Origin of the sequence: Millisia brevis NBRC 105863, assembly GCF_001552615.1 — a bacterium.
In the GTDB taxonomy this organism is placed as follows: Bacteria; Actinomycetota; Actinomycetes; order Mycobacteriales; family Mycobacteriaceae; genus Millisia; species Millisia brevis.
This window is the reverse complement of record NZ_BCRN01000013.1, coordinates 1-24,265: the sequence shown is the minus strand read 5'-3', so window position 1 is coordinate 24,265 and position 24,265 is coordinate 1. Positions and strand designations below refer to the sequence as shown.

The 24,265-nt window shown below is 68.5% G+C and carries 21 protein-coding genes; 11 read left to right on the top strand and 10 right to left on the bottom strand.

Features of this window, described 5'->3' with window-relative positions; genetic code table 11:
- The first annotated feature begins 2 nt into the window (after nt 1-2).
- From hutI to MB1_RS17240, 3 genes are all read left to right on the top strand, one after another.
- A complete protein-coding gene (gene hutI / locus MB1_RS17250) occupies nt 3-1,175 on the top strand; it encodes an imidazolonepropionase (RefSeq protein ID WP_066910082.1) in 1,173 nt (390 codons plus the stop codon).
- A 316-nt stretch (nt 1,176-1,491) separates the two neighbouring features.
- Nucleotides 1,492-2,301, top strand: coding sequence for a hypothetical protein (locus tag MB1_RS17245; protein WP_066910079.1), 810 nt, complete (start codon nt 1,492-1,494; stop codon nt 2,299-2,301).
- Between the two features lie 113 nt (nt 2,302-2,414).
- Nucleotides 2,415-3,788, top strand: a complete 1,374-nt coding sequence (locus tag MB1_RS17240) for an HNH endonuclease signature motif containing protein (RefSeq protein WP_066910076.1) — start codon at nt 2,415-2,417, stop codon at nt 3,786-3,788.
- Between the two features lie 59 nt (nt 3,789-3,847).
- Here the strand turns inward: MB1_RS17240 and MB1_RS17235 are convergent, their stop codons facing one another.
- Nucleotides 3,848-4,906, bottom strand: coding sequence for a zinc-dependent alcohol dehydrogenase family protein (locus MB1_RS17235; RefSeq protein ID WP_066910073.1), 1,059 nt, complete (start codon nt 4,904-4,906; stop codon nt 3,848-3,850).
- 181 nt (nt 4,907-5,087) lie between these two features.
- On the opposite strand from MB1_RS17235, the gene MB1_RS17230 reads away from it, so the two are divergent.
- From MB1_RS17230 to MB1_RS17220, 3 genes are all read left to right on the top strand, one after another.
- Complete coding sequence (locus MB1_RS17230) at nt 5,088-5,510, top strand: ArsR/SmtB family transcription factor (RefSeq protein ID WP_066910071.1); 423 nt, start codon at nt 5,088-5,090, stop codon at nt 5,508-5,510.
- Between the two features lie 3 nt (nt 5,511-5,513).
- Nucleotides 5,514-5,999 carry an SRPBCC family protein gene (locus MB1_RS17225; RefSeq protein WP_066910069.1) on the top strand — a complete coding sequence of 162 codons (486 nt, stop codon included), beginning with the start codon at nt 5,514-5,516 and terminating at the stop codon, nt 5,997-5,999.
- Between the two features lie 150 nt (nt 6,000-6,149).
- Complete coding sequence (locus MB1_RS17220; protein ID WP_066910066.1) at nt 6,150-9,416, top strand: arabinosyltransferase domain-containing protein; 3,267 nt, start codon at nt 6,150-6,152, stop codon at nt 9,414-9,416.
- 46 nt (nt 9,417-9,462) lie between these two features.
- On the opposite strand, the gene MB1_RS17215 is transcribed toward MB1_RS17220, so the two are convergent.
- The 3 genes from MB1_RS17215 to MB1_RS17205 are packed head-to-tail and all read right to left on the bottom strand — an operon-like array spanning nt 9,463 to nt 11,353.
- The gene (locus tag MB1_RS17215) at nt 9,463-10,443 is read right to left on the bottom strand and encodes an SDR family NAD(P)-dependent oxidoreductase (RefSeq protein WP_169801690.1); all 981 of its coding nucleotides are present in this window, start codon (nt 10,441-10,443) and stop codon (nt 9,463-9,465) included.
- A gap of 11 nt (nt 10,444-10,454) precedes the next feature.
- Nucleotides 10,455-11,135 carry a phosphatase PAP2 family protein gene (locus MB1_RS17210; protein ID WP_066910059.1) on the bottom strand — a complete coding sequence of 227 codons (681 nt, stop codon included), beginning with the start codon at nt 11,133-11,135 and terminating at the stop codon, nt 10,455-10,457.
- A 17-nt stretch (nt 11,136-11,152) separates the two neighbouring features.
- The gene (locus tag MB1_RS17205; RefSeq protein ID WP_157084135.1) at nt 11,153-11,353 is read right to left on the bottom strand and encodes an ANTAR domain-containing protein; all 201 of its coding nucleotides are present in this window, start codon (nt 11,351-11,353) and stop codon (nt 11,153-11,155) included.
- A 319-nt stretch (nt 11,354-11,672) separates the two neighbouring features.
- On the opposite strand from MB1_RS17205, the gene MB1_RS17200 reads away from it, so the two are divergent.
- The gene (locus MB1_RS17200; protein WP_066910054.1) at nt 11,673-12,302 is read left to right on the top strand and encodes a phosphate signaling complex PhoU family protein; all 630 of its coding nucleotides are present in this window, start codon (nt 11,673-11,675) and stop codon (nt 12,300-12,302) included.
- A gap of 152 nt (nt 12,303-12,454) precedes the next feature.
- Here MB1_RS17200 and MB1_RS17195 read toward each other — a convergent pair whose 3' ends face one another.
- Nucleotides 12,455-12,925: an alpha-isopropylmalate synthase regulatory domain-containing protein gene (locus tag MB1_RS17195; RefSeq protein WP_066910052.1), complete on the bottom strand. Its 471-nt coding sequence runs from the start codon at nt 12,923-12,925 to the stop codon at nt 12,455-12,457.
- Nucleotides 12,926-13,160: 235 nt separating this feature from the next.
- Here MB1_RS17195 and MB1_RS17190 point away from each other — a divergent pair, with 235 nt between their 5' ends.
- From MB1_RS17190 to MB1_RS17175, 4 genes are all read left to right on the top strand, one after another.
- Nucleotides 13,161-13,871 (top strand): HAD family hydrolase, encoded by a 711-nt coding sequence (locus tag MB1_RS17190; RefSeq protein WP_066910050.1) that lies wholly within the window; start codon nt 13,161-13,163, stop codon nt 13,869-13,871.
- Nucleotides 13,868-16,372: a glycoside hydrolase family 65 protein gene (locus tag MB1_RS17185; RefSeq protein WP_066910048.1), complete on the top strand. Its 2,505-nt coding sequence runs from the start codon at nt 13,868-13,870 to the stop codon at nt 16,370-16,372. Before MB1_RS17190 ends, MB1_RS17185 begins: the two co-directional genes overlap by 4 nt.
- 121 nt (nt 16,373-16,493) lie before the next feature.
- Complete coding sequence (locus tag MB1_RS17180) at nt 16,494-17,684, top strand: DUF8462 domain-containing protein (protein WP_066910043.1); 1,191 nt, start codon at nt 16,494-16,496, stop codon at nt 17,682-17,684.
- Nucleotides 17,685-17,715: 31 nt separating this feature from the next.
- Nucleotides 17,716-18,768, top strand: a complete 1,053-nt coding sequence (locus MB1_RS17175; RefSeq protein ID WP_245650239.1) for an Abi family protein — start codon at nt 17,716-17,718, stop codon at nt 18,766-18,768.
- 259 nt (nt 18,769-19,027) lie between these two features.
- Here the strand turns inward: MB1_RS17175 and MB1_RS17170 are convergent, their stop codons facing one another.
- The 5 genes from MB1_RS17170 to MB1_RS26100 form a co-directional block, all read right to left on the bottom strand.
- Nucleotides 19,028-20,254 carry a glycerate kinase family protein gene (locus tag MB1_RS17170; protein WP_066910038.1) on the bottom strand — a complete coding sequence of 409 codons (1,227 nt, stop codon included), beginning with the start codon at nt 20,252-20,254 and terminating at the stop codon, nt 19,028-19,030.
- A gap of 92 nt (nt 20,255-20,346) precedes the next feature.
- Entirely contained in the window at nt 20,347-21,900 is a 1,554-nt protein-coding gene (locus MB1_RS17165) for an SLC13 family permease (protein WP_066910036.1), read from the bottom strand.
- A complete protein-coding gene (locus tag MB1_RS17160; protein WP_066910033.1) occupies nt 21,897-22,562 on the bottom strand; it encodes a response regulator transcription factor in 666 nt (221 codons plus the stop codon). Before MB1_RS17160 ends, MB1_RS17165 begins: the two co-directional genes overlap by 4 nt.
- On the bottom strand, nt 22,559-24,052 hold the full coding sequence (locus MB1_RS17155; RefSeq protein ID WP_245650238.1) for a sensor histidine kinase: 1,494 nt from the start codon (nt 24,050-24,052) through the stop codon (nt 22,559-22,561). The genes MB1_RS17160 and MB1_RS17155 overlap by 4 nt, the downstream gene beginning before the upstream one ends.
- Nucleotides 24,042-24,265 (bottom strand): hypothetical protein (locus MB1_RS26100; protein ID WP_176579558.1); only part of this gene is annotated, 224 nt, incomplete at its 5' end. The genes MB1_RS17155 and MB1_RS26100, both read right to left, overlap by 11 nt.

The following is a 24,265-nucleotide window of genomic DNA, read 5'->3' as shown; positions in this document are numbered from 1 at the left end:
CGATGGGCACGACCGCACTGACCAATATCGGCACCCTGGTCACCAATGACCCGAACCTCGGCGAGGGTCCGCTCGGGCTGCTGCGCGATGCCGCCGTGGTCTTCGACGGCCCGACGGTGGCGTGGATCGGTAGCAGTGCGGCCGCGCCGGCCGCGGACTCCGGCGTCGACGTCGGTGGACGGGCGGTGCTGCCGGGGTTCGTCGAGAGTCACTCGCACCTGGTCTTCGCCGGGGACCGGGCGCTCGAGTTCGCGGCGCGCATGTCGGGAACCCCGTACGCGGCCGGAGGAATTCGTACGACGATCGCCGCGACCCGCACGGCGTCCGACGACGAGCTGGCGGCCAATGTGCGCCGGCTGCTCGACGAGTCGGCACGTTCGGGGTCGACCACCGTCGAGATCAAAACCGGGTACGGACAGAGCGTCGTCGACGAGGTGCGCAGCGCCCGGATCGCCGCGCAGTTCACCGACGAGGTGACCCTGCTCGCCGCGCACGTGCCGCCGCCGGAGTACGCCGACGATGTCGACGCGTACGTGGCGATGGCGATCGAGAAGATGATCCCGGAGGCGGCACCGTACGCGCGGTGGATCGACGTCTTCTGCGAACGGGGCGCTTTCAACCGGGAGCAGTCGCGCGCGGTGTTGGCCGCCGGTGTGGACCACGGGCTGATCCCGCGGGTGCACGGCAATCAGCTCGGTGAGGGTCCCGGCGTCACCCTCGCGGTCGAGATGGGCGCCGCCTCGGTCGATCACGTCACCCACGTGACCGCCGACGACATCGCCGCCCTGGCCGACAGTGATACCGTCGCGACCCTGCTGCCGGGGGCGGACTTCTGTACCCGCAATCCGTTCCCGGACGCCCGCGCGCTGATCGACGCCGGCGTGACCGTCGCCCTCGGCGCCGACTGCAATCCCGGCACCAGCTACACCACCAATCTGCCGTTCTGCATCGCCCTGGCGGTGCGGGAGATGCACATGACCCCGGACGAGGCGATCTGGGCGGCGACCGCCGGCGGCGCGAAGGCGCTGCGCCGCACCGACGTCGGGTTGCTCTCCCCCGGCTTACGCGCCGACGCGATCGTGCTGGACGCGCCGACCCACATCCACCTGGCGTACCGGCCCGGAGTTCCATTGGTGCGGAGTGTGTACCGGGCAGGGCGGCCTGTCGTCGGCTGACCCTCGCCGCCCGAGTCCCTCAGGGACCAAGAACATACGTAAATGCGGTGAAGAATCGAGCGTTGAGGACAGCGATCACAACGAGCGCAGCACACAGCACAGTCAGCAACACAAGTAGGCGCATCGTCGCCGACCAACCCGCCGCAGTCGCGGCAATGATCGCATCCCAGAACGACGTACGCCCTTCCCCAGCCGAGCGGGCCCCCTTTTTCTTCCGTCTTCCCATCCCGCCACTCCTTCGCATCCGATCCGGCACCACGTAGGCTCCCGGGATCGCTGAGGGAAGTCGTGACACGGAATTGACACAGGGGGGCCGATGGGGATCGTCGAAGACGTCGCCGACGAACTCGATACGCTGATCGACCGACCGGGCGGCATCACGGCAGATAACTTGGTGCACTGCCCGACCATCTCAGCGCTGCTCGCACACGGCGACGCCGAGCAGGCATACCTCGTCCTGGACGGTATCCGGCGGCGGAACGAGAGCCGGGATGTTGCCGCGGCGTTGGCCCATGTGGGCGGGTTCGGCTACGCCGGCAATACGGAAGATCGGCTCAATGCGTTCGCCTCGGCACACCACGAACAACGACCGCGCGGCCCCGAACCGCCCTCCACTCGTACCGTGCGGCGCTGGTCGGATTCCGGCCGGCGCATTCTCGCGGACACCATCGTCCGGGCATCCGGGGTCGAACCACCAACACTCCATCTGGACGTCCTCAATCGCGAGGGAACTACTCTGATCGTTCTGCCGACGATCTATCACATGCACAGCTACGTGATGAACGATCCGCTACTCATCATGGTCGGCGCCGATTCGCATGCAGTGCAGGCCTTCCCCAGCGACGATCTCGAGTTGTTGCGAGAAGCTATGTACCAACCGAAAAATGCCTTGGAGGTCGACCTCGGCTTCCCGGTGCATCTCCAACTGATATGGCACGGGGAGGTTCGGCCGGTCATCGTTACCCGAACAATCGGGTTCGCTGCAGACATCACCCAGATGTCCTCCATGACAGCCGGAGCCGTCGGGCTGGTTCTCTACCGCGAGGGCCAGGACATCGATACTCCAGCCGAGGTCGCCGCAGAACTGGGACGTTTCTACAGTGAGACCGCCGAGGACATCATGTGATAAGCGGCCACCGCGGCGCTCCCTGGCCTGACCTCTTGGAATAGCTCGTCGAATTGCGTTTCTGCAAAGCATTATTCATCGAACATGTCGGTGGTGTCCGCTATGGTTTGACCATGAACAGCGAGCGGATCGCAGAGGCGGTCGCGGCAGCCGAAACGGCGGTCGCGGCGCTCGGCGAGCTGCCCGTCGACACCATGCTTGCCCCGGAATTGCTCGACACGATCGCCGGGATCGCGCGCATCGCCCGGCTGCTGCCGGGGACCGAGCGGGCGGCGCTCGCGCGTCTCGGCGAGCTGGGCACCGAGGCGTTCGGGGGCGGGCGGCTCGGGCTGATCCTCGCCGACCGCCTCCGCATCACCCCCGCGGACGCGGGCCGGCGCATGCACGAGGCGGCCGATCTGACGCCCCTGACCGCGCTGAACGGCGAACCTCTGCCCATCCGCCTGCCGCATACCGCGGCGGCCGAGCGGCGCGGCGATATCGGACCCGGGCACGTGAAGGTGATTCGCGACTTCTCCCATCATCTACCCGCCGCTGTCGGTCCGGCGGATCGGGCGCGGGCCGAGGAGCACCTGGTCGACCTGTCCACCCGCATGCGCCCCGACGAGGTGAAGCGCTGCGCCCAGCGCATCGCCGCGCACCTCAATCCCGACGACGCGTTCTCCGAGCGAGACCGCGCCCGCAAGCGGTTCTTCCATCTGAAGCCGCAGGACGTCGACATGATGCGCTCCGGTTCCTTTTGCGTCGACCCGGAGCTCGGCGCCTACCTGGAGACGATCTTCGCTGCGCTCGCGGCGCCCGGCATGTGCCTGCCGGAGGACGCCGAACCGACCGTCGCCGGCGTTCCCGATCCGGATGCCGTCTCCCGGGACGCGCGCACGCCCGGCCAACGCCGACACGACGCGCTGACCGTCCTGTGCCGCGACGCCCTCGCGTCCGGTCGACTGGGTTCGCATCGCGGCCTGCCGGTGACGGTCATCGCGACCGCGACGGTGCGCGAGCTACAGGACCATGCCGGGGTCGCCACCACCGGCTGCGGTTCGCTGCTACCGATGCGCGAATTGATCCGGCTGGCCGGGCGCAGCCTGCCGTATCTGGCGATCTTCGACGACCACAGCGGGCGACCCCTGCACCTCGGGCGGGCCCGGCGGCTCGCGTCCGTCGACCAGCGGATCGCCCTGCACGCCGCCGACCGCGGGTGCACCTTTCCGGGCTGCCCATCCGGCGCGACCGTCTGTGAAACCCACCATCTTCGGGAATGGTCCGACGGTGGAGCCACCGATATCGACAACCTCACGCTGGTCTGCCCGACCCATCACCGCATGATCGGCACCGACGGCCGCCGGTGGCGCACCCGGAGAAATACCGGAGGCCGCACCCAATGGATCGCACCACATCATGTGGATCCATCGGGGCGGCCCCGGGTCAACGCCTATCATCATCCGGCCGACGGCCCACCCGCCGACGCATCGAGTAGACCCCCGTAATCACCTACCGGGTAGGTCATTTCGCTGTGCGGCGGGCCGGCGCGGCCCGCGATGGCAGGTCAGCTCGCGGTCATGATGACCTTGAGCGCCTTGGTCTCGGCGGCGCGGCCGAAGGTGTCGTAGGCCGACTCGATGTCATCGAGGTCGAAGTGGTGGCTGATGAAGCCGCCGACATCCAGCTTGCGCTGGGCGAGCATCTTGATCAGCATGCGAGAGGTATCGGTATTGACCAAACCGGTGGTGATGGTGAGGTTTTCGATCCAGAGCTTGTCCAGCGGGAAGTCGACCGACTTGCCGTGCACGCCGACGTTCGCGACGTGGCCGCCGGGACGGATGACCTCGAGCGACATATCCCAGGTGGCGGGGATGCCGACCGCCTCGATCGCCACATCGACGCCGAGTCCGTCGGTCAGCGCGAGGACCTGCTCCTTCCAGTCCGCGTCGGAGGACACCACTCCGTCGGTGGCGCCGAAACGCTTGGCCTGCTCCACCCGGTTCGGGTCGAGATCGACCGCGATCACCTTGCTGGGGCCGTAGAGGCCGGCGGTCGCGATGGCCGCCAATCCCACAGGGCCGGTACCGATCACGGCGATGACGTCGCCGGCCTTGACCGCGCCGTACTTGATGCCGATCTCGTGACCGGTGGGCAGGATGTCGCTGATCAGCACACCCTCCTCCGCCGGAACGGTCTCCGGAAGCGGATGCAGCGAGGTCTCCGCGTAGGGGACCCGCACGAACTCGGCCTGGGTGCCGTCGATCAGATGTCCGAGGATCCAGCCGATGCCGGGGGCACCCTCTTCGGCCTGGCAATGCGAGTACATGCCCTGCACGCAGTAGACACACTTGCCGCACGCGGACACACAGGAGATGATCACGCGATCACCGACGGCGAGTTCCGTTACCGCAGAACCTACTTCGGCGATGACGCCAACACCCTCGTGACCGAGGATGCGGCCGTCGGTCACCGCCGGGACGTCGCCCTTGAGGATGTGCAGGTCTGTTCCACAGATCGTGGTCTGCTCGATCTTCACGATCGCGTCGGTCGGATGCAGGATGACGGGGTCGGGCACCTCCTCCCACGCCTTCTTGCCGGGACCGTGGTACACCAATGCCTTCATCGTTGCCTCTCCCTACATTGCGAGATTCCGTACCCCTTCATTCTCCTCCTGCAACGTCCCGATTTCCTGCCGAGCGGACTGACGATTAGGTCACGCTTGTTGATGGCTCAACTAATTTGCGCTCGAGGTTTTCGGCGCTCCCCTCTTGCACGTACAACCGATCGGTTGTACGTTTGGGTCCATGGGAACGAAGGATCCGGAAGCGCGAGCGGACGCGTTCTTTCACGCCCTGGCCGACCGCACCCGGCGCGACATCCTGCGCCGAGTTCTGGCCGGTGAACACTCGGTATCGACCCTGGCCCGCAACTACGACATGAGCTTCGCGGCGGTACAGAAACACGTCGCGGTCCTGGAGCGGGCCGGGTTGATCACCAAACGGCGCAGTGGTCGCGAGCAACTGGCGACCGGCGACGTCGCGGCGGTCCGATCGGTCGCGTCGATGCTCTCGGACCTCGAAAGTATCTGGCGCGGAAGGATCTCCCGTATCGACGAGCTGCTCGCCGCCGACCCGCCGTCCGGTCCCACCGGCCCGACATCCCCCAAGCCACACCGATCATCCCCAGCGACACCACACCCAGCCACACCACAACCCGAGGAGAGCTGACCCATGCCGGTCACCACCGTCACCCCCGACCTGGACAACCGCACCCTGACGATCACCGCGCAGTTCGCCGCTCCCGTCGAGCGCGTCTGGCAGGTCTACGCCGATCCGCGGCAGCTCGAGAAGATCTGGGGCCCGCCGACCTTCCCCGCGACCGTCGTCGAACACTCGTTGACCGTCGGCGCCAAGGTGCTCTACTACATGACCGGCCCCGAAGGCGAGAAGTTCGCGGGCTGGTGGCTGATCACCGCGGTCGACGAGCCGCACTCGTTCGCCTTCGACGACGGTTTCGCCAACGAGGACTTCACCCCGGCGGAGGGCATGCCGGTGTCGCACAACGTCTACACCTTCACCGCGGACGGCGACAGCACGATCGCCACCTATATCGCGACCTACGAGACGGCCGAGGGGCTGCAGCAGGTCCTCGACATGGGCGTCACCGAGGGCGCCTCGATGGCGATCAACCAGATCGACGACCTGCTCGCCGCCTGATCGATCGACCGCGCCCCCGCGAGGGTCGGCGGGTTCGCCCGGTTCGACACCGGACGACGCTGCCGGCCCTCGCACGGCCGACTCCCGGGTCCGCCGCCCACCGGCAGCCGCCCGACGAGTCGGCCATCCGGCCGGCGGTAGGGTACCGGAGTGCTTGACACCGACGTGGCCCCTCCGGCGGCAACCCGCGGTCCCATTCCCCCCGAACGCCGCACCGGAACGGCCCGGCTGATCGCGATCATCGCCGGCATCGCCGGACTGCTGTTGATCGTGTCGGTCCCCTTCCTACCGGTCCGCATGGACGAGCCGACGGTGTCGTGGCCCGAGGGCGGCACCCTGCAGTCGGTCAACATGCCGCTGGTGGGGTACGCACCGCTGAGCATCGACGTGTCGATCCCGTGCTCGGCAGTTGTCGACTCCGCGCAGGGGACCACGCTGTTCACCACCGCCCCGGTCGGCGGCCCCAATGCGCAGCGCTACGGAATGATCGTGCGCACCGAGGGAGCCCAGACCGACCCCGATACCGGTGAGCTGCTCGATCCGGGATCGCTCCAGGTCCTGGTGCGCGACAATCTCATCCTGTCGACCCCGCTGTCGGACCTGAACCCGGGCTGCTCGCTGCGGGTGACCTCGAACGACCAGGCGACCACCGCGACCGTCTCCGGCGCCGGCGTCGACATCACGCAGACCCTCGACGAGGACAAGCGCCCGCAGATCGTCGGACTGTTCACCCAACTGACCGGACCCACCCCGGCCGGTTTCGGCGTCACGGTCGACCTCGACGCGCGCTTCACCTCCAGCCCGAGCCTGCTGAAGCTGGTCGCCATGCTGCTCGGCGCCGCCTCGGTGGTCATCGCCCTGGGCGCTCTGCACGTCCTCGATCGACGCGACAGCCGCAGCGATCGACGCACCTTCCCGCCGGGATGGTGGCGCCCCACCCGCTACGACGTGATCGTCGTCGGCACGCTCGGCCTCTGGCACATCATCGGCGCCAACACCGCCGACGACGGCTACCTGCTCGGCATGGCCCGCACCGCCGATCAGGCCGGCTATATGTCGAACTACTTCCGCTGGTGGGGTGTCACCGAGGCCCCCTTCGGCGCCCCCTACTACGACCTGCTGCGGGTGATGACCCAGGTCTCGACCGCCAGCGTGTGGATGCGACTGCCGGCGCTACTGCTCGGCATCATCTGCTGGTGGGTGATCAGCCGCGAGGTCCTGCCGCGGCTCGGCGCACGGGTCCGCAGGGAGCCGGTGGTGCTGTGGACCTCCGGCCTGGTGTTCCTGTCGTTCTGGCTGGTGTTCAACAACGGTCTGCGCCCGGAGCCGGTCGTCGCGGTCGGCGTCCTGCTGACCTGGGCGTCGATGGAACGATCGATCGCCACCCGCCGGCTGCTGCCGGCGGCGATCGCCGTCCTGGTCGCGGGCGTCACCCTGAACGCCTCACCGCTGGGACTGATCTGCTTCGCCCCGCTGATCGCCGGCGCCAAGCCGGTCATCCAGGAGATCGTCCGCCGGCGCGGCGGCGTCGGCATCCTGGCCTCGGTGCTGCCGATCCTCGCGGCGGGTAGCGTCCCACTGCTGTTGGCCTTCGCCGATCAACCGCTGGCGTCGCTGCCGGCGATGCAGCACGCGCACTCCGTCGGCCCCGACGTCGACTGGTGGAACGAGTACATCCGCTACCAGTACCTGATGATGGACTCCCCCGACGGCTCGCTGACCCGCAAGTTTGCGGTGTTCGCGATGTTCCTGTCGGTCGGTGTGAGCCTGCTGGTCCTGCTGCGCAAGGGCGGGCGCATCCCGGGCACCTCGCTCGGACCGCCGCGCCGGCTGATCGGCACCGTGATGGGCGCCCCGCTGCTGATGATGTTCGCGCCGACCAAGTGGACCCATCACTTCGGCGTCTACGCGGGCATCGGCGGCGCGATCGCCGGACTGGCGGCCGCCGCGCTCGCGGTCACCATCGCCCGCGGGTCACGTCGCAATCGGGCATTGTTCGCCGCCGCGGTGCTGTTCCTGTTGACGATCTGCTTCCACTCGCGCAACGGCTGGTGGTACGTCTCGGTCTTCGGTGTGCCGTGGTGGGACAAGCCGCCGTCGATCTCCGGGTTCAGGGGCGCGACCGTGCTGATGGCGCTGACGATCCTGGCGCTGTTGCTGGCCGCCTATTGGCATGTGCGAGAGCCCTATCTGAAGAAGGGCACCCCTATGCGGCGGGTGTGGAATATCCCGCCGCTGCCGGTCGCCGCCGGTCTGATCGTGCTGTTCGCGGTCGCCTCGTTGGCCAAGGGCATGGTCTCGCAGTACCCGGCGTACTCGGTCGGACGATCGAATATCGACGCGCTGATGGGCAATTCGTGTGGCCTGGCGAACGACGTCCTGGTCGAACCGAATCCGACCGACGACATGTTGACCCCGCTCAACGGCAACGTCGTGGGCACCTTCGCCGCCAACAACGTCGGCTTCGATCCCAACGGTGTCGCCCGGGACCTGACCCCGGACGAGAACGCCGAGGCCGCGACCGGCACCGCGAACACCGTCGACACCGACGACGCGGGCAACCAGCGCGCGACGGTCGGTACGACCAGCGGCGAGGGCTCCACCGGTATCAACGGCAGCTCGGTGGCGCTGCCCTATGGCCTCGACCCACTGCGCACCCCCGTCCTGGGCACCTACACCACCGGTGTGACCGACACCGCGACGTTGACCACGGGCTGGTACCTGCTGCCGGCCGACTACGACCTGGTGACCGCCGCGGTCGCCGGCCGGATCCGGTCGATCGACTCGGACGGTCTGGTCACCCCCGGCACCTCGCTGGAGTTCGAGTTCGGCCGCAATACCGGCTCGTCCGTCGAATCGCTCGGCACGGTGCTTCCGATCGACATCGGGCCGCGACCGGCGTGGCGGAACGTTCGGGTCCCGGCCGCCTCGGTGCCCGCGGGCGCCAATGTGGTGCGCATCGTCGCCGAAGACAGCAATGTCGACCCGGACTACTGGTTGGCGGTCACCCCGCCGCGCATTCCGCAGACCGTGACGCTCAACGAGCTGGTCGGCAGCACCCAGCCGGTCCTGCTCGACTGGGCGGTCGGGTTGAACTTCCCCTGCCAGCGGCCGTTCGGCCACCACGACGGGATCGCCGAGGTGCCCGCCTATCGCGTGCTGCCCGACCGGCCCGGCGCCCGGTCGACCAATGCGTGGCAGGACCACTTCGGCGGCGGCCCGCTCGGCTGGACCGACATGCTGCTGCGCGTCGACACGATGTCGACCTTCCTGAAGGACGACTGGCACCGCGACTGGGGCGACCTGCAGCGGTTCACCCCGATCGACCCGACGGCCGCGAACTCGATCGAGCCGCGGGTGGACGTGGTGGACCGGTGGGGTTGGTATACCCCCGGACCGATCGTCATCGACTACTGATCGGCTGACCGGTCGGGCCGTCCACCGCGACGGCCCGACCGGGCGCTCACCACCAGGAAGCGACCTGCTCCTCGTCGTTCGGGCCGGTCATCTCGTCGAGTGCGTGGGCGAGGCTGCGTTCGCGGACGGTGTCGTAGGACTCCGACGACGAATACTCCGACCGATCGACCAGCACGTAGCCACCGCGAGCCTGGGACAGCGGCACCGGGCCACCGTCGTTGATCAGTTCGAACAGGTATCGCGCCGAGCGGCGCGGTCCGGAGACACCGGGCAGGCTGCGCATCACCGGCATCAGATAGCGCCAGCCGAACCGTTGGAAGGCACTGCGCTCACGGGCCAGGCCGGTGCCGGGCATCATGCCGGGGTCGAAACAGATCGGGATGATCCCGCTCGGCGCCCGACGGGCCAGATGGTGGGTCCAGTAGACGACGGCGAGCTTGCTGGTGGAGTAACCGACGCCGCCGTCGCCCTCGCGCGGCATCGCCAGCGCGTGCGGATCGTCCCAGCGGGGTCCGGGGATCAGCCCGAACGAGTGCTTGAGGTCGCCGTAGTGCGTCCCCGAGCCGATCTGGACGACCGAGACCGGGGCGGTCAGGCGTTCGCTGAGCAGTCGAACCAGCACGTGGGAGGCGATGACGTTGACCGCGAAGGTCTTCTCGAAGCCGTCGACCGAGGTCTCGTTGGTCGACATGAACTGCGCGCCGGCGTTGAGCACGATCGATCGCAGCGGCGGCAGGCCGTCGAGCAACCGCAGGATCTCGCGACCGGCGGCGCGCACCGATACCAGCGACTCCTGATCGCAGACCACGACGCGCATCCGCGCCGCGACCACCGGACCGAACCGCTCGATCTGCTCGCGGAGTTCCTCCGCGCGCTCCGGGGTGCGGGCGGTGGCGATCACCGCCCAGCGCCCGTCGCCCGCCACCGTCGTCAGCAGGCGGTTGCCCAGGCCCGATCCCGCCCCGGTGATCAGCACGGTCGCCGACGGGTCCACCGGGGGCGCGGCGGCGGGCTCGGAAGCTGACATGGCATACATACTTACCGATCGGGTTGCCGATGGCCGCACGCGGTATCCGAAACGGCGGCCGTCCGCACCCGCCCGGGCCGCGGCACCATCAGCGTGACCACCAGCACCGACAGGGCCGATCCCAGGACCAGCCCGGCGACGACATCGCTCGCCCAGTGCACCCCCAGGTAGACGCGGGTTCCCGCCACGACCGTCGCCCAGACCGCGGCACATGCCACCGCCACCACCCGCGCCGGCCGGGTCCGGGTGAGCACCAACGCCACGGCGACCAGACAGGCGGACGCCCCCGCTGCGTGTCCGGACGGGTAGGAGAAGGTCTGCTCGGTCAGCGACAACCGGCTCGCGATCGGCGGGCGCGGTCGGGCGACGAGCATCTTGACCACCTCGGTGACCGCCATGGCGGCGACGAGGGCCACCACCGGTGCGAGCGCGGTACGCGGGTTCCGATCGCGGACGAATACGACGGCTCCGGCGAGCAGCGCGATCACGGTCATGCCGAGATAGCCGCAGACCGCGGAGATCCGCTCCGCGACGATCGTCCGGTCCGGGGTGCGACGGGCGAGCGCCGCGTCGAGCACCGTCAGATCAACCGGGAACGGTGCCCCGCGGCCGGCGAGGACCAGGCCGAGGACGGCGACCGCGACGAGCGGAATCGCCAACACCGTGCCGATTCCCGCCGACCGTCCGCCCATCCGGCCAGCATGCCGCGTCAGCCGACGGCGGCGCGCTCCGCCTCGGCGATGATGTCGGCGGCGGTGGCGCCGAGGCCCCGCGACGACGTTCGGGCGCGGTGGATCAACTCCCGCGACGCGGCACCACGATCATGTCCACAACGGACCATCAGGATTCCCACGGCGATATCGATTCCGGTGCGGCCACCGAAGCGTGTTTCGACGTCGAGCACTGTCACGACAATCCCTCCCTACCTTCGCCGAAGAGTCCTCGTTTGTACCGAGAGTCGATGGGGTTCAGCGCTCGACGGCGCCGAACCGGGATTCGACGGACCCGGACAACGGGTTCCAGTCTGCGGTCGAGGACCCATGGACGGCCAGAATTGCATTCGACCGGATCGCAATGTCGGCCAGCGGTACGGACGCTGTCCGGCAGGTGAACAACACCGTCGATAGTCCCCCCTACTTTCGAGCAGGAGTACCGTTTTCGGAATCGACCGATCACCAACGACGTTGAAAAGAGCAACGCGAGTCGACTGAAACCACGGGAGAGCCACGATGCGTACCGCCTACGGCCAGGAAGTCGACGAGTTGAGCGGGCTGCTGGTCGATCTCGCCGAATTGTCCAGCCGCGTCATGCAGGGCGCCGGATCGGCGCTGACCGACCGCGATGTGATCCGCGCCGAGGAGGTCATGACCCTCGAGGACGAACTGGGCATGCTGCGCTCGGAGATCGATCGACGCACCGGCCTGATCCTCGCGCTGCAGGCGCCCGTGGCGACCGATCTGCGCCGCCAGGTGAGCACCCTGCGGATATCCGGTGCGCTGGCTCGGATGGGCGAGCTGGCGATCCACGTGGCCGAATCGGTCCGGCGCCGCTTCCCCGATCCGGTCGTTCCCGATCCGGTCGCACCGCTGTTCCGCGAGATGGGGCGGCTGGCGATCGAGATGTCCGGACGGGTGGTCGTGGCGCTCGAGCAGCAGATCGACATCGTCGACGAACTGATCGCCACCGATGCCCGTGTCGACGCGCTGCATGCCCGGGTCCTCGAGATCGTCAAGGACGAGTCGGTCGGCCTGACCGTGCCGGAGGCGATCGATGTGGCCCTGCTCTCGCGGTTCCACGAGCGATTCTGCGATCACACGATCGAGGTCTCCCGACGGATCGCCTTCACCGTCCTGGGCTGAACCGACCCCTGCACCGCACCGACCCCCCATAGCGTCACCGGCCCCGCAACGACGTCGGCCACCGCCGATGCGCGCGGCGGTGGCCGTTCATGAGGTCGAAGGGTGATGCGGCGGTGGCCGACGGTGGCCACCGGATGGGACGGTGGGTCGGGTCAGAATCTGCTGCCGTGCAGGCGGTTGGCGCCCGCGATCATCGCGCGCAGGGTGGCTTCGGTGCCGTCCCGGCCCACGCCGGCCGCCCAGACGGTGCGGTCGTGGTAGCGACAGGTGATGTAGGAGGCCCAGCCGGCCTCGGTGAGCTGCTGGTGGAACTCGCCGATCTCGATCGGCAGGCCCGCCTTGTGCAGGCTCTCGGTCATCGCTTCGACCGGTCCGTAGGCGCGTGCCGTGGAGGTCTGGCGGGTACCGCGGATGTCGACCGAGAAGTCGTAGCGCCGACGACCGGCCAGGGGGGCCGACGCCGACCACGAACCGAGTTCGATCGGGCCGGAGGTGGGTGAGTAGGTGTTCCAGAAGCCGGTCATCGTCATCTGCTCGGCCTCGGCGCGCAATCCGCGCGGCAGGGGCAGCTCCGGCGATGTTCCGGTGGTGGTGGGGGCAGGGGAAAAGGTGAAGGTGCTCATCGGATGCGGTCGATCTTCCTTGCGAGGAGGTGGTGGTGAGACCGACGAGGTAGTACGACAACCCGGAGCGGGGTGTCGGTCCGAGAATCAGACCCCGCTACGGCGGCGAACTACAAGAAGGGCGATGCGCATGGCGCAGACGCTAGCACTATCGGGCAATCACAACAATGAGGGGGGTCGACACTTTTCCCCGACGTCATGCGCCGGCAATCCGCGCGCCCTATCCTCACCTGATGTGAACTGGGATAAGTATGCGGCGGCACTGTTCGACCTGGACGGGGTGATCACCCCGACGGCCGAGGTGCACATGCGGGCGTGGGCGGTCATGTTCAACGAGTTCCTCGAGGACTATCCGGACGCCGCTCCGTATACGGACGAGGACTACTTCGCGTACGTCGACGGCAAGCCGCGCTACGACGGGGTCGCCTCGTTCCTGGAATCCCGCAGCATCGAACTTCCGCGCGGCGAAACGTCCGATCCCGCCGACGCCTCGACGATCGCCGGGTTGGGCAACCGCAAGAACGACGCATTCAACCGCGTCCTCGCCGAGGAGGGGGTGCAGGCCTACCCCGGCTCGCTGCGTTTGATCGAAAAGCTCCACGAGGCAGGCATTCCCATGGCGGTGGTCTCGTCCTCGCGCAACGCTCCGGCCGTTCTGGACGCCGCGGGCGTCACCAAGTTCTTCCCGGTGATCATGCACGGCGCGCTGGCCGAGAAGCGCGGCCTGCCGGGTAAGCCGGCGCCGGACACCTTCATCGCCGCCGCAGCCGATCTGGGCGTCCCCGTCGAGGGCTCCGTCGTCCTCGAGGACGCGATCAGCGGTGTGAAGGCGGGCGCCGCGGGCGGTTTCGGCCTCGTGATCGGGGTCGACCGCGGAGTGGGTGCCGATGCATTGACCGACGCCGGCGCGGGCCTGGTCGTCACGGATCTCGAGGAGCTGCTGTGAGCGCGTTCACCTCCATTGCCGGCGATCCCCTGGACCGCAACCGCTTCCCGCTCGATGACTGGGCACTGGTTGAAAAGCGCTTCGAGCCGGAAGATCTCGGCGTTACCGAGACGCTGTTCAGCGTCGGCAACGGCTATCTGGGCCTGCGCGGCAATTACGAGGAGAGCCGCGACGCCTACGAGGACGGCACGTTCATCAACGGCTTCCACGAGATCTGGCCGATCCAGCATGCCGAGGAGGCCTACGGCCTGGCGCGGGTCGGACAGAACATCGTGAACGTCCCGGATCCGAAGGTGATTCGCCTCTACGTCGACGACGAGCCGCTCGAACTGTCGACGGCCGACCTGCTCGAGTACGAGCGCCGCCTCGACTTCAAGACCGGCGTTCTCACGCGGGATCTGTTGTGGCGCACCCCGAGCGGCAAGCGGGTGCGGGTGGTCAGCAAGCGGATGGTGTCCTTCGCGGACAAGCATCTCGCGGTGATGACCCTCGAGGTGACCCTGCTCGACGACAGCGCCCCGGTCCAGATCTCCAGCCAGCTGATCAATCGGCAGGATCGCGACCGGGAGTTGGCCGAGGAGGTGCAGGCCGAGAGCGGCATCGCCGACCCCCGCAAGGCGGAGGGCTTCCACCGGCGGGTTCTGGTGCCCCAGGTCAGTTCGATCGACGAGCAGAAGGGCCGCATCCGACTCGGCTACCGCGCGGCGGAGAGCCGGATGACCATCGGTACGGTTGTCGACCACCACATTTCGGGCCCCGCCGATATCGTCACGGAGTCGAGCATCTCCGACGACGAGGGCAAGATCATCTTCCGCATGCAGGCGGAGGCCGGCCAGACCATTCGCCTGGAGAAGCTCGCGTCGTTCCACACGGCCACCCGGGTGCCGGCACGCGAATTGATCGACCGCTGCGAGCGCACCCTCGACCGCGCGATCGACGAGGAGGGCATCCAGTACCAGTTCGACGAGCAGATCGAATGGCTCGAGGAGTTTTGGAAGCGGTCGGACGTCGAGGTGCGCGGCGCGCCCGATATCCAGCAGGCGACCCGCTGGAACCTGTTCTCCATCATCCAGGCGGCGGCTCGCGCGGAGCAGCAGGGCATCCCGGCCAAGGGTGTCACCGGTTCGGGATACAGCGGGCATTACTTCTGGGACACCGAGATCTACGTCCTGCCGTTCCTGACGTATACCTCGCCCAATTTCGCACGCAATGCGCTGCGTTTCCGGCATTCGCTGCTGCCGGCCGCCCGCAAGCGCGCGGGTGAGCTCAGCCAGCGCGGCGCCCTGTTCCCCTGGCGGACGATCGACGGCAACGAGGCCTCCGCCTACTACGCCGCCGGCACCGCCCAGTACCACATCGACGCCGACATCTCCTACGGCCTGAGCCAATATGTGGGCGCGACAGGCGATCTCGATTTCCTCCACCGCGAGGGCATCGATATCCTGGTCGAGACGGCGCGGCTGTGGGCGGATCTGGGCTTCTGGCTGCGCCAGAACGGCAACTCCACCTTCCATATTCACGGGGTCACCGGTCCCGACGAGTACACGACCGTCGTCAACGACAATATGTTCACCAACGTGATGGCCCGGTTCAACCTGCGGCGAGCCGCCGACGCGGTCGAGGAGACCCGCGCCGCGGACCCCGAGGCCTACGCCGAATTGGTGCGCCGGACCGGCCTCGAGGACGACGAGATCGTCGAATGGCGGGCCTGCGCCGAGGGGATGTCGATCCCGTTCGACGAGAAGGTCGGCATCCATCCGCAGGATTCCCGCTTCCTCGACCGCGAGATGTGGGACATCGAGCACACCCCGCTGGACGTGCGGCCGCTGCTGCTGCACCACCACCCGCTGGTGATCTACCGGTTCCAGGTGCTCAAGCAGGCCGACGTGGTGCTCGCGCTGTTCCTGCAGGGCGAGGAGTTCACGTTGGAGGAGAAGCTGGCCGATTTCTCCTACTACGACCCGATCACCACCGGTGACTCGTCGCTGTCGGCGGTCGCGCAGTCGATCATCGCCGCCGAGGTGGGCTACCAGGATCTGGCGCTGAGCTACTTCCGCGAGGCGGTGTACGTCGACCTGGCCAATAGGCATGCCAATACCGCCGACGGGGTGCACGTCGCCTCGGTCGGCGCGTGTTGGAGTGCGCTGGCGGCCGGTTTCGGCGGCTTCCGCGACTTCGGCACCCACCGCGGGGACGAGCAGTGGTCGTTCGACCCGCGTCTGCCCGAGGAGTGGGAGGCGTTGACCTACCGGGTGACACTGCATGGCACCCGGGTGCGGGTCGACCTGGAGCGTTCGTCGATCAGGTTCACCGTCGAGGACGGCGACCAGGCGCTCACCTTCACCGTTCGCGGTGAGAAGGTCACCGTCGGTCCGAACTCGCCGGTGTCCGTCGCGCTGAAGGATCAGGGCCCGCTGCTCGAGGGCAAGCCGCGCAATCCGGCCGGCACCATGCGCGCCGACGGCACGATCATCTCGGCGACCGTGCCGGGTCGCTGGTAGGCCGACCCGCCCCATCCGCATCGACGTTCCTCGGCGGCCTTCGTCGAGGAACGTCGAGCGGGTTCTAGGACACGCGCTAGATGAGCGCAGAATTACCTAACGATCTTGGTAGCGTCGTCCGATGGACCCCGTGCGCAATCCGTACGCCCCCGGTGCCGGTCAGCGTCCACCCGAGCTGGCCGGCCGCGACAAGCAACTGACCGCTTTCGACGTCGTCCTCGAGCGCATCGCCCGCGGCCGCCCGGAGCGCAGCGTCATGCTGACCGGTCTGCGCGGCGTCGGCAAGACGGTGCTGCTCAACCATCTCCGCTCGGCCGCGATCGGACGGCGTTGGGGTACCGGCAAGATCGAGGCGCGACCGGAGCAGGATCTGCGCCGGCCGCTGTCGTCGGCGCTGCACATGGCGGTCCGCGAGATCGCCGCCACCCACCGGGATCCCGACCGGGTCGAGGACTTCCTCGGCGTGCTCAAAGCCTTTGCGCTGCGGGCGACCGCCGACAAGGGGATGCGCGAGCGGTGGCAGCCCGGGATCGACGCCCCCGCGGCCAAGGGCCGCGCCGACTCCGGTGACATCGAGATCGATCTGGTCGAATTGCTGGTCGACGCGGCATCATTGGCCCGCGACGTCGGCGTCGGGATCGCCCTGTTCATCGACGAGATGCAGGACCTGTCCGCTCCCGATATCTCCGCGATCTGCGGTGCCTGCCACGAGTTGAGCCAGGACGCGGCGCCGCTGATCGTCGTCGGCGCCGGGCTGCCGCATCTGCCGGCGGTGCTGTCGGCGTCGAAGAGCTACTCGGAGCGACTCTTCGGGTATCACCGCATCGACCGGCTCGACCGCGAATCCGCCGACCGGGCGCTGATCGCCCCGGCCGAGCGCGAGGACGTCGAGTTCACCGAGGAAGCGCTCGACACCCTCTTCCGGCTGGCCGACGGCTATCCCTACTTCGTGCAGGCCTACGGCAAGGCCACCTGGGATCTCGCCGCCGGGTCGCCGATCACCGGGGAGGACGCGCTGCGGGCCGCGCCGACCGCCGAGGAGGAGTTGGCGGTGGGGTTCTTCGGGTCCCGCTACGAGCGGGCGACGCCGGCCGAGCGCGAGTACATGCGAGCGATGGCCGACCTCGCCGGGGACGAGGGGCCGGTCCAGACCAGCAAGATCGCCGCCGAGTTGGGCCGCAAGCCCGCATCCCTCTCCCCCGCCCGCGACGGGTTGATCAAGAAGGGGCTGATCTACTCGGCCGAGCGCGGCTCGATCGGTTTCACCGTCCCGCACTTCGGCAAGTACCTGCGCAACCAGACGAACGAATAGCGAAAGGCTCCGGGGATCGCTCGACCTACCCGTGGTAACCTTTTGTTACCACATCCCCCGAGCCTCTCAACGACGCGCAACCGGGGGATTTTCTTTGCCCAAGTACCAATCGGCTCCGGCTCGGGGCACGGAGATCTACTCCAAGCCCGCACTCCCCGAGCACGAGTTCTTGGATCGCTGGGTCGAACGGGGACTCGTCCTCGGAGACCGAGAGCGAGCGGCCCGGTACCTCAGACATATCGGCTACTACCGCCTCTCGGCGTATGTCCGCAGCTTCGAAGCCGGAACACGTGACCAGATGCGACCGGGAACATCCTTCGACGACGTCCTCGGTCTGTACATCTTCGACCGCAAACTGCGGCTGACCGTTCTCGACCCGCTCGAACGTGTCGAAATCGCCGTGCGAGCGGCGATCTGCGACCGGATGTCACTAACAGCAGGTCCACACTGGTACGAGGATCCCGAACGCTTCCGCGTACCGCGGGTCCACGAGCGGCTACTGAACGACATCGATCGGCTCGTCGGCGAACAACGTCGGCGGCCGCACGAGCCAACCGATCGGGAGACGTTCGTCTCCGCGCTCGAGCACTACGTCACCCGATACGGAACTCCCGAGCGTCCACCCTGCTGGCCGGCGTTCGAAGAGGTCAACCTCGGCACTGTCCGGAACGTCTACGCCGCCCTCGCCGACCCCGCGGCGAAGAACGCGATCGCGGAGAGCCTGGGAACGCGCGCCCCGATCCTTGAATCGTGGCTCCTCACCTACCGGCGCGTACGAAACATCTGCGCGCACCACGGACGACTCTGGAATCGCGGCCTCGGGGTCTATCCCGCCACTCCCCGCTCGTCGGCTATTCGATGGCTGGATGATCGGAGCCTGTTCCACCGCGACGGTTGGCGGCGCCGACGACTCTTCCCGGTGCTCGTCTCGCTTCAAACGATGCTCCACACGATAGCTCCGACGTCACGATGGGCGCTGCGCGTCGAAGACCTTCTCCGGGAGCATCCAACGGTGCCGCTCGCGGGAATGGGAATCCCCGACGACTGGCTGAGCGACCCCTTCTGGCCATCGGCATCCCCGTGACGCGGCCGCCTATCAGGAGATCTATCCGAATCTAGCGTTTATCCAACAGTTTCGGATACTCCCGATACAAGCCTGACGGCTACCGCTTGTTAGCTATCTATTCATCTTTCTAGACGTGGCTGTAGATTTCAAAATATTTTGCCGATAGGCGGGCCCGCCCGGGTGGTCACGTCGGTGACCTGCATCGTTGCCGAACACATGGAGATCTGCGGAACTCTAGCTTCGGTCATAGAAAGCGGCAGATTGACCGATCGAAGGGTCAGGCGGCGTGGATGGCACGCTTGCGCCCACGCTTGCGGCCGGAGACCGCGGCGCCGAGGAGGACCAGGCGCATGGTGCGCGACGCGGCCTCGACGAGCAGGCGCCGGCCGTCGGCGACCGCCTCGGACAATTCCATCGGAATCGGGATGATCGAGGCCATCGCGCCGATGCCGATGTCGTGCACCTCGGGGGCGCCCTTGCCGAGCGACCCGGCCAGCGCCAGTACCGGCACGCCGACGTGCGAGGCGCGTCGGGCGATCTCCGCCGGGACCTTGCCGTGCGGCGTCTGGCGGTCGATGCTGCCCTCCGCGGTGATCACCAGGTCCGCGACGTCGATCAGACCGTCGAGGTCGACGCCCGTATAGCGCCGATCCAGCAGCACCTCGAAGCGCGAGGCGAGCCGCGCGCCGAGACCGGCGGCCAGCCCCGCGCCGAGACCACCGGAGGCCCCGGTACCCGGGCCGCGGCGCACGTCGAGATCCGGGGCCACACCGTCGCGGCGCAGCACCCGCGCCCAGGTGTCCAATGCCCGCGACAACTGTTCGACCTGCTGCTCGTCGGCGCCCTTCTGCGGCCCGAAGACCCGCGCGACGCCCCGCGAACCGCACAGCACGTTCGACATATTGCAGGCGAGCACGATGTGGGTCTCGGCGAGCGCCGGATGCAGCCCGGACAGATCGATGCGGTCCACCAGCGCGAGGTTCGCGCCACCGTCGGGCACCGGGTTGCCGTCGGCGTCCAGGATGCGCGCGCCGAGTGCGGCCAGTGCACCGGCGCCGCCGTCGGAGGTGCCGGAGTCGCCGCAGCCGACGATGATGCGCCGGATCCCCCGGTCGAGGGCCAGCGCGATCAGCTCGCCGACGCCGCGGGTGGTCGTCGCTCCCGGATCGCGCCGATCCCGGGGCACCAACGACAGACCGGCCGCGGCGGCCATCTCGATCACCGCGGTACCGTCCATCTCGTCACCCAAACGCGCCCAATGGGATTCGACGGGTTCGCCGACCGGTCCGGTCACGGTGGCGGGCTCGAGGACTCCACCGGTCGCCTCGGCCAGAATCTGCGCGGTGCCCTCTCCCCCGTCGGGGATCGGGACGGCGTCGACGATCACTCCGGGCAGTTCGCGGCGGACCCCGCAGGCGATCGCCTCGGCGACGGTGGTCGCGTCGAGGCTCTCCTTGAACCCGCTGGGGGCGACCAGAATTCGTTGCGGAACTCGAACGGACATCACATTCTCCCATCTTCGTAGTTACCCGCCGGCCGAGGGATTTCGGGCATGCGGCGGCTCACCCACGGTCGTCGGGGGTGCGGTGGAACGGATCAGGGCAGGAACAGGTCCAGGCCCAGCAGGGGCCAGACGCCCCGGGAGAAGACCACCACGATCAGCACGAACGGTGGTCCGAGGTAGGCGGACAGCCGGAGAAGGTCTCGGCGACTGTAGGTCTCGACGTCATCGAGGGTCGAGAACATCGCCACCGGCTTCGCCGAACTGGTCAGGGTATGGCAGAATCCGGCAGCGGCGGTGGAGGCGAAGGCCACGGCGGCGGGGTTGACGCCCATGGTGGGCGCCAGGGCCACCAGGATCGGGATCAGCACGGCCGAGCGGGCGGAGCGGGACTGGATCACCAGGTGGGCGGCCGCGGACACCGCGATCGCGAGGACGACGAAGACCGGTCCGGCGGCGGCGCCGAGCGCGGAGACCGGAAGGAAGGTCTTGTGCGCCAACCACTGTGCGGCTCCGGTGGTGACCAGGGCGTGTCCGAGGGCCAGGGTTGCGGCCATGAAGACCAGCAGCGACCACGGCACCGTTGCCAGCGCGGTGCGCAATCTGGTGGGGCCGAATCGGGGCGCGGTGGCCACCAGCGCCGCACCGACCGCGACCACCGCGGCGTCGACGCCGTGCAGACTCTCGGTGCACCACAGCGCGATCACCACCAGAAGCAGCAGGACACAACGCTTTTCGAGAGCCGACAGCGGTCCGCTCACCGGGGTGTCGACGGCGCCGCCGAAGTCGGAGCGTTCGACCCGCAGCGGCCGGTCGCGCTCGGCCCGATCGGCGAACAGCCACAGCACCAGTTCGGCGGCCAGATGTGAGGTCAGCACCGCCAGGGGGACGCCCAGCACGGCCCAGCCGGCAAATCCGAAGCCGCTGCCGGTGGCCTCGGCCACCACGGCGGAGGTGATCAGATGGGCGCCCGCCCCGAGCAGCGAGGCGACCGCCGACAGCAGGATCACCGTCGGGAACAGCAGCGCGAGAACACGAACCAGCTGCGGCCGGTCGGCCAGCGCCCGGGCGAGCACCACGAAGATCGGCACGGCCAGCGCCGCGCGCCCCGACGTCGACGGCACCGCGAAGGCGGTCGCGATCAGCGCGGCGGTGATCAGATGGACCAGTCCGCGGGGTGTCCGCGCCCGGGCGACGACGACGGCGGCGCAGCGGGTGACCAGGCCGGAGGCGGTGATCACGGCGGCGAGGATGAACGCGGCGATCAGCAGCCACACCAATCCCTCGCCCAGGCCGGCGTAGAAGGCCTCCGCGGTCAGCCCGCCCAGCGGAACCAGGGCGACCGCGGCGGCCAGCGCCACGTAGGTGTCGTCGAGGTCGCTGCGCATCCACGCCCATGCGGCGAGCGCGAAGACCGCCAGGGTGGTCGCGCCGGCGGCGGTCAGACCGTCGTCGACGATGGCGGCGATGATCAGGCCGAGCAGAAACAGAGCGAGCACGGCGAGGTCGATCCGCCGGCGACGGCTGGGCCGCCAGCGTCTGCTCGGCGTCGGCGGGTGCGGAACTCGTCGGCGCGGCGGGGTGGTCGCGTAGTGCGCGGGCACCACCGGTATCGGTACGGTGTCCGCCTCGAGAGGAATGGTGGTCATCGCAATCGATACCCCGCTCCCCGTACGGTTTCCACGCGCTCGGCGCCGACCTTGCCGCGCAGCGAGCGGACGTAGACGTCGACGACGTTCGACGCGGGGTCGAAGTCGAGCCCCCAGACGTGCCCGAGGATCTGTTCGCGGCTCAGGACGTGGCCGGGGTGGCGCATGAAGACCTCGAGCAGGGCGAACTCGCGCGCGGTCAGGTCGATCGTCCTGCCGTCGACCTTCACCGCGCGGGTGCGCAGGTCGAGTTCGAGGTCGCGTTCGCGCAGGACCACGGACGGTTCGGAGGAGGAGGTGCTCCCGTCGCCGATGCGCAGCCGCACCCGGGCGAGGAGTTCGGCGAAGTGGAATGGCTTCGAGACGTAGTCGTTGGCACCGCCCTCGAGCCCGGCGACGGTGTCCTGCACGCCGTCCCGTGCGGTCAGCACGATCACCGGGGTCCGCGAGCCCTCACCGCGCAGCCGAGAGAGCACCTCGAATCCGTCGATGCCGGGGAGCCCGATGTCCAGGATCACCAATTCGAATTCGCCGGTGCGGGCCAACATCAGCGCGGTATCGCCGTCCGAGGCGTGCACCGTGGCGTAGCCGACCGACCGCAGACCCTTCTCGAGGAAGGACGTCACGCCGGGATCGTCTTCGGCAATCAGGATGCGACTCATTGTGATTCGTCCCTTCGTGTCGTTTCCGCCGGGCCGATGACGGGCAGGTCGATGCCGAAGGTGGCACCGTCGCCGAATGCGCTGGTCACCCACGCCGAGCCGTGGTGGGCGTCGGCGATCGCCCGCACGATCGACAGTCCCAATCCGGCGCCGGGCCGGTCCGGGCGGTTCTCGGTCGCGACGTGGTGGCCGCGGTTGAACCGCTCGAAGATCTGCTCGATGTCCTCCGGTGCGACGCCGGGGCCGGTATCGCGCACCCACAGTCGCAGCATGCGGCGCCCGCCGGTATCGACATAGGACGATCCGAGCTGGATGGTGTCGCCGGGTTGGGTGTGGGTGACCGCATTGGTGGCCAGCTGCAGGACCGCCTGGGTGACCCGCTGGGTGTCGACCTCGGCGGTGCCCTCGGCGACCTCCATCAGCTGCCATTCCCGGTCGCCGAGCATCTGGGCCTTGCTCTCGATGTCGAGGGTCAGGGCCGGCACGTCGGCGGGTGTGGGCTGCACGAAGTTCGGCTGCTCCGCCTTGGCCAGGATCAGCAGGTCGTTGACGATGCGGCCCATGCGGCTCAATTCGTCGTCGATCAGCCGCATCGTGTCGGCCCGCTCGGACTCGTCGACCGCACCGAGGTTCAGCAGGTCGAAGTGGCCGCGGATCACCGTGATCGGGGTGCGCAGTTCGTGACCGGCGTCGTCGACGAAGCGGCGCTGCACCTCCCAGGTGTTCTCCAGGCGGTCGAGCATCGCGTTGAACGTGCGGGCCAGCGCGGCGACATCGTCGCGCCCGCGGGCGGGAACCCGGCTGGTCAGGTCGTTATCGCCGATCCCCTCGGCCACCATCCGTACCTGGCGGATCGGGGCGAGGATCCGACCGGAGACCAACCAGCCGATCAGGGCCGTGAGCGCCAGGCCGATCAGGGCGACCGTGCCGATGGTGCGGATCGTCTCGCCGACGCGTTCCCGGCCGGCGGCGGTGTAATTGGCGACCAGCAGGTTGCCGGACTCGCCCTCGCCGGCGACCACCTCGACCCGGCCCCAGCGCAGTTTGCCGCCGGCGACGTCCTCGATGCCGGAGTTGTTGGGCGAGGACAGGATGCGGTCGAGCAGTTCGACATTGTCGGGCAGAACGGTGCCCTGCGCCGCGGCCCCGTCGGACATCTCCCCGACCGCGCGGTGGGTGCGCTGGCCGACGATCGCCAGCAGTTGCTCGCTCTCGCCGGGCTGTTGGCGGTCGATGAAGATCTCGAGCATCCGCTCCACCGAGGTGAACGGCTGCGAGGTTGTCGGGTCGACGCCGTTGGCGGCGAAGGTGCGGAACTCCTCGATCTCCTGGGCGACGTTGAGATTGGCGGTGCGGTCGACATCGACCAAGAGCAGGTTGCGGGTCAGCGCGATCATCGCGACCAGCACGACCACGACGGTCAACATGATCCAGCCGACGATGCGCCAGCGGGCGGGAACGATGATGCGGGGTGCGGTGTCAGTCGTCATCGTCGTCACCCCCGTCGTCGTCGTCATCGAAGTCGTCGTCGAAGTCGTCGTCATCGTCGTCGTCGTCGTCGGGCGCCGGGGCGGGGGCCGGCCGCGGCGCCGGGGCCTGTTGAGTCGGCGCCTGAGTCTGGGCGGGAGCCGGCTGCGGAGCCGGGGCCTGCTGCTGGACGGGGGTGCGCGGAGCCGCCGGGGGCGCCGGCGCGGGCGCGGCCG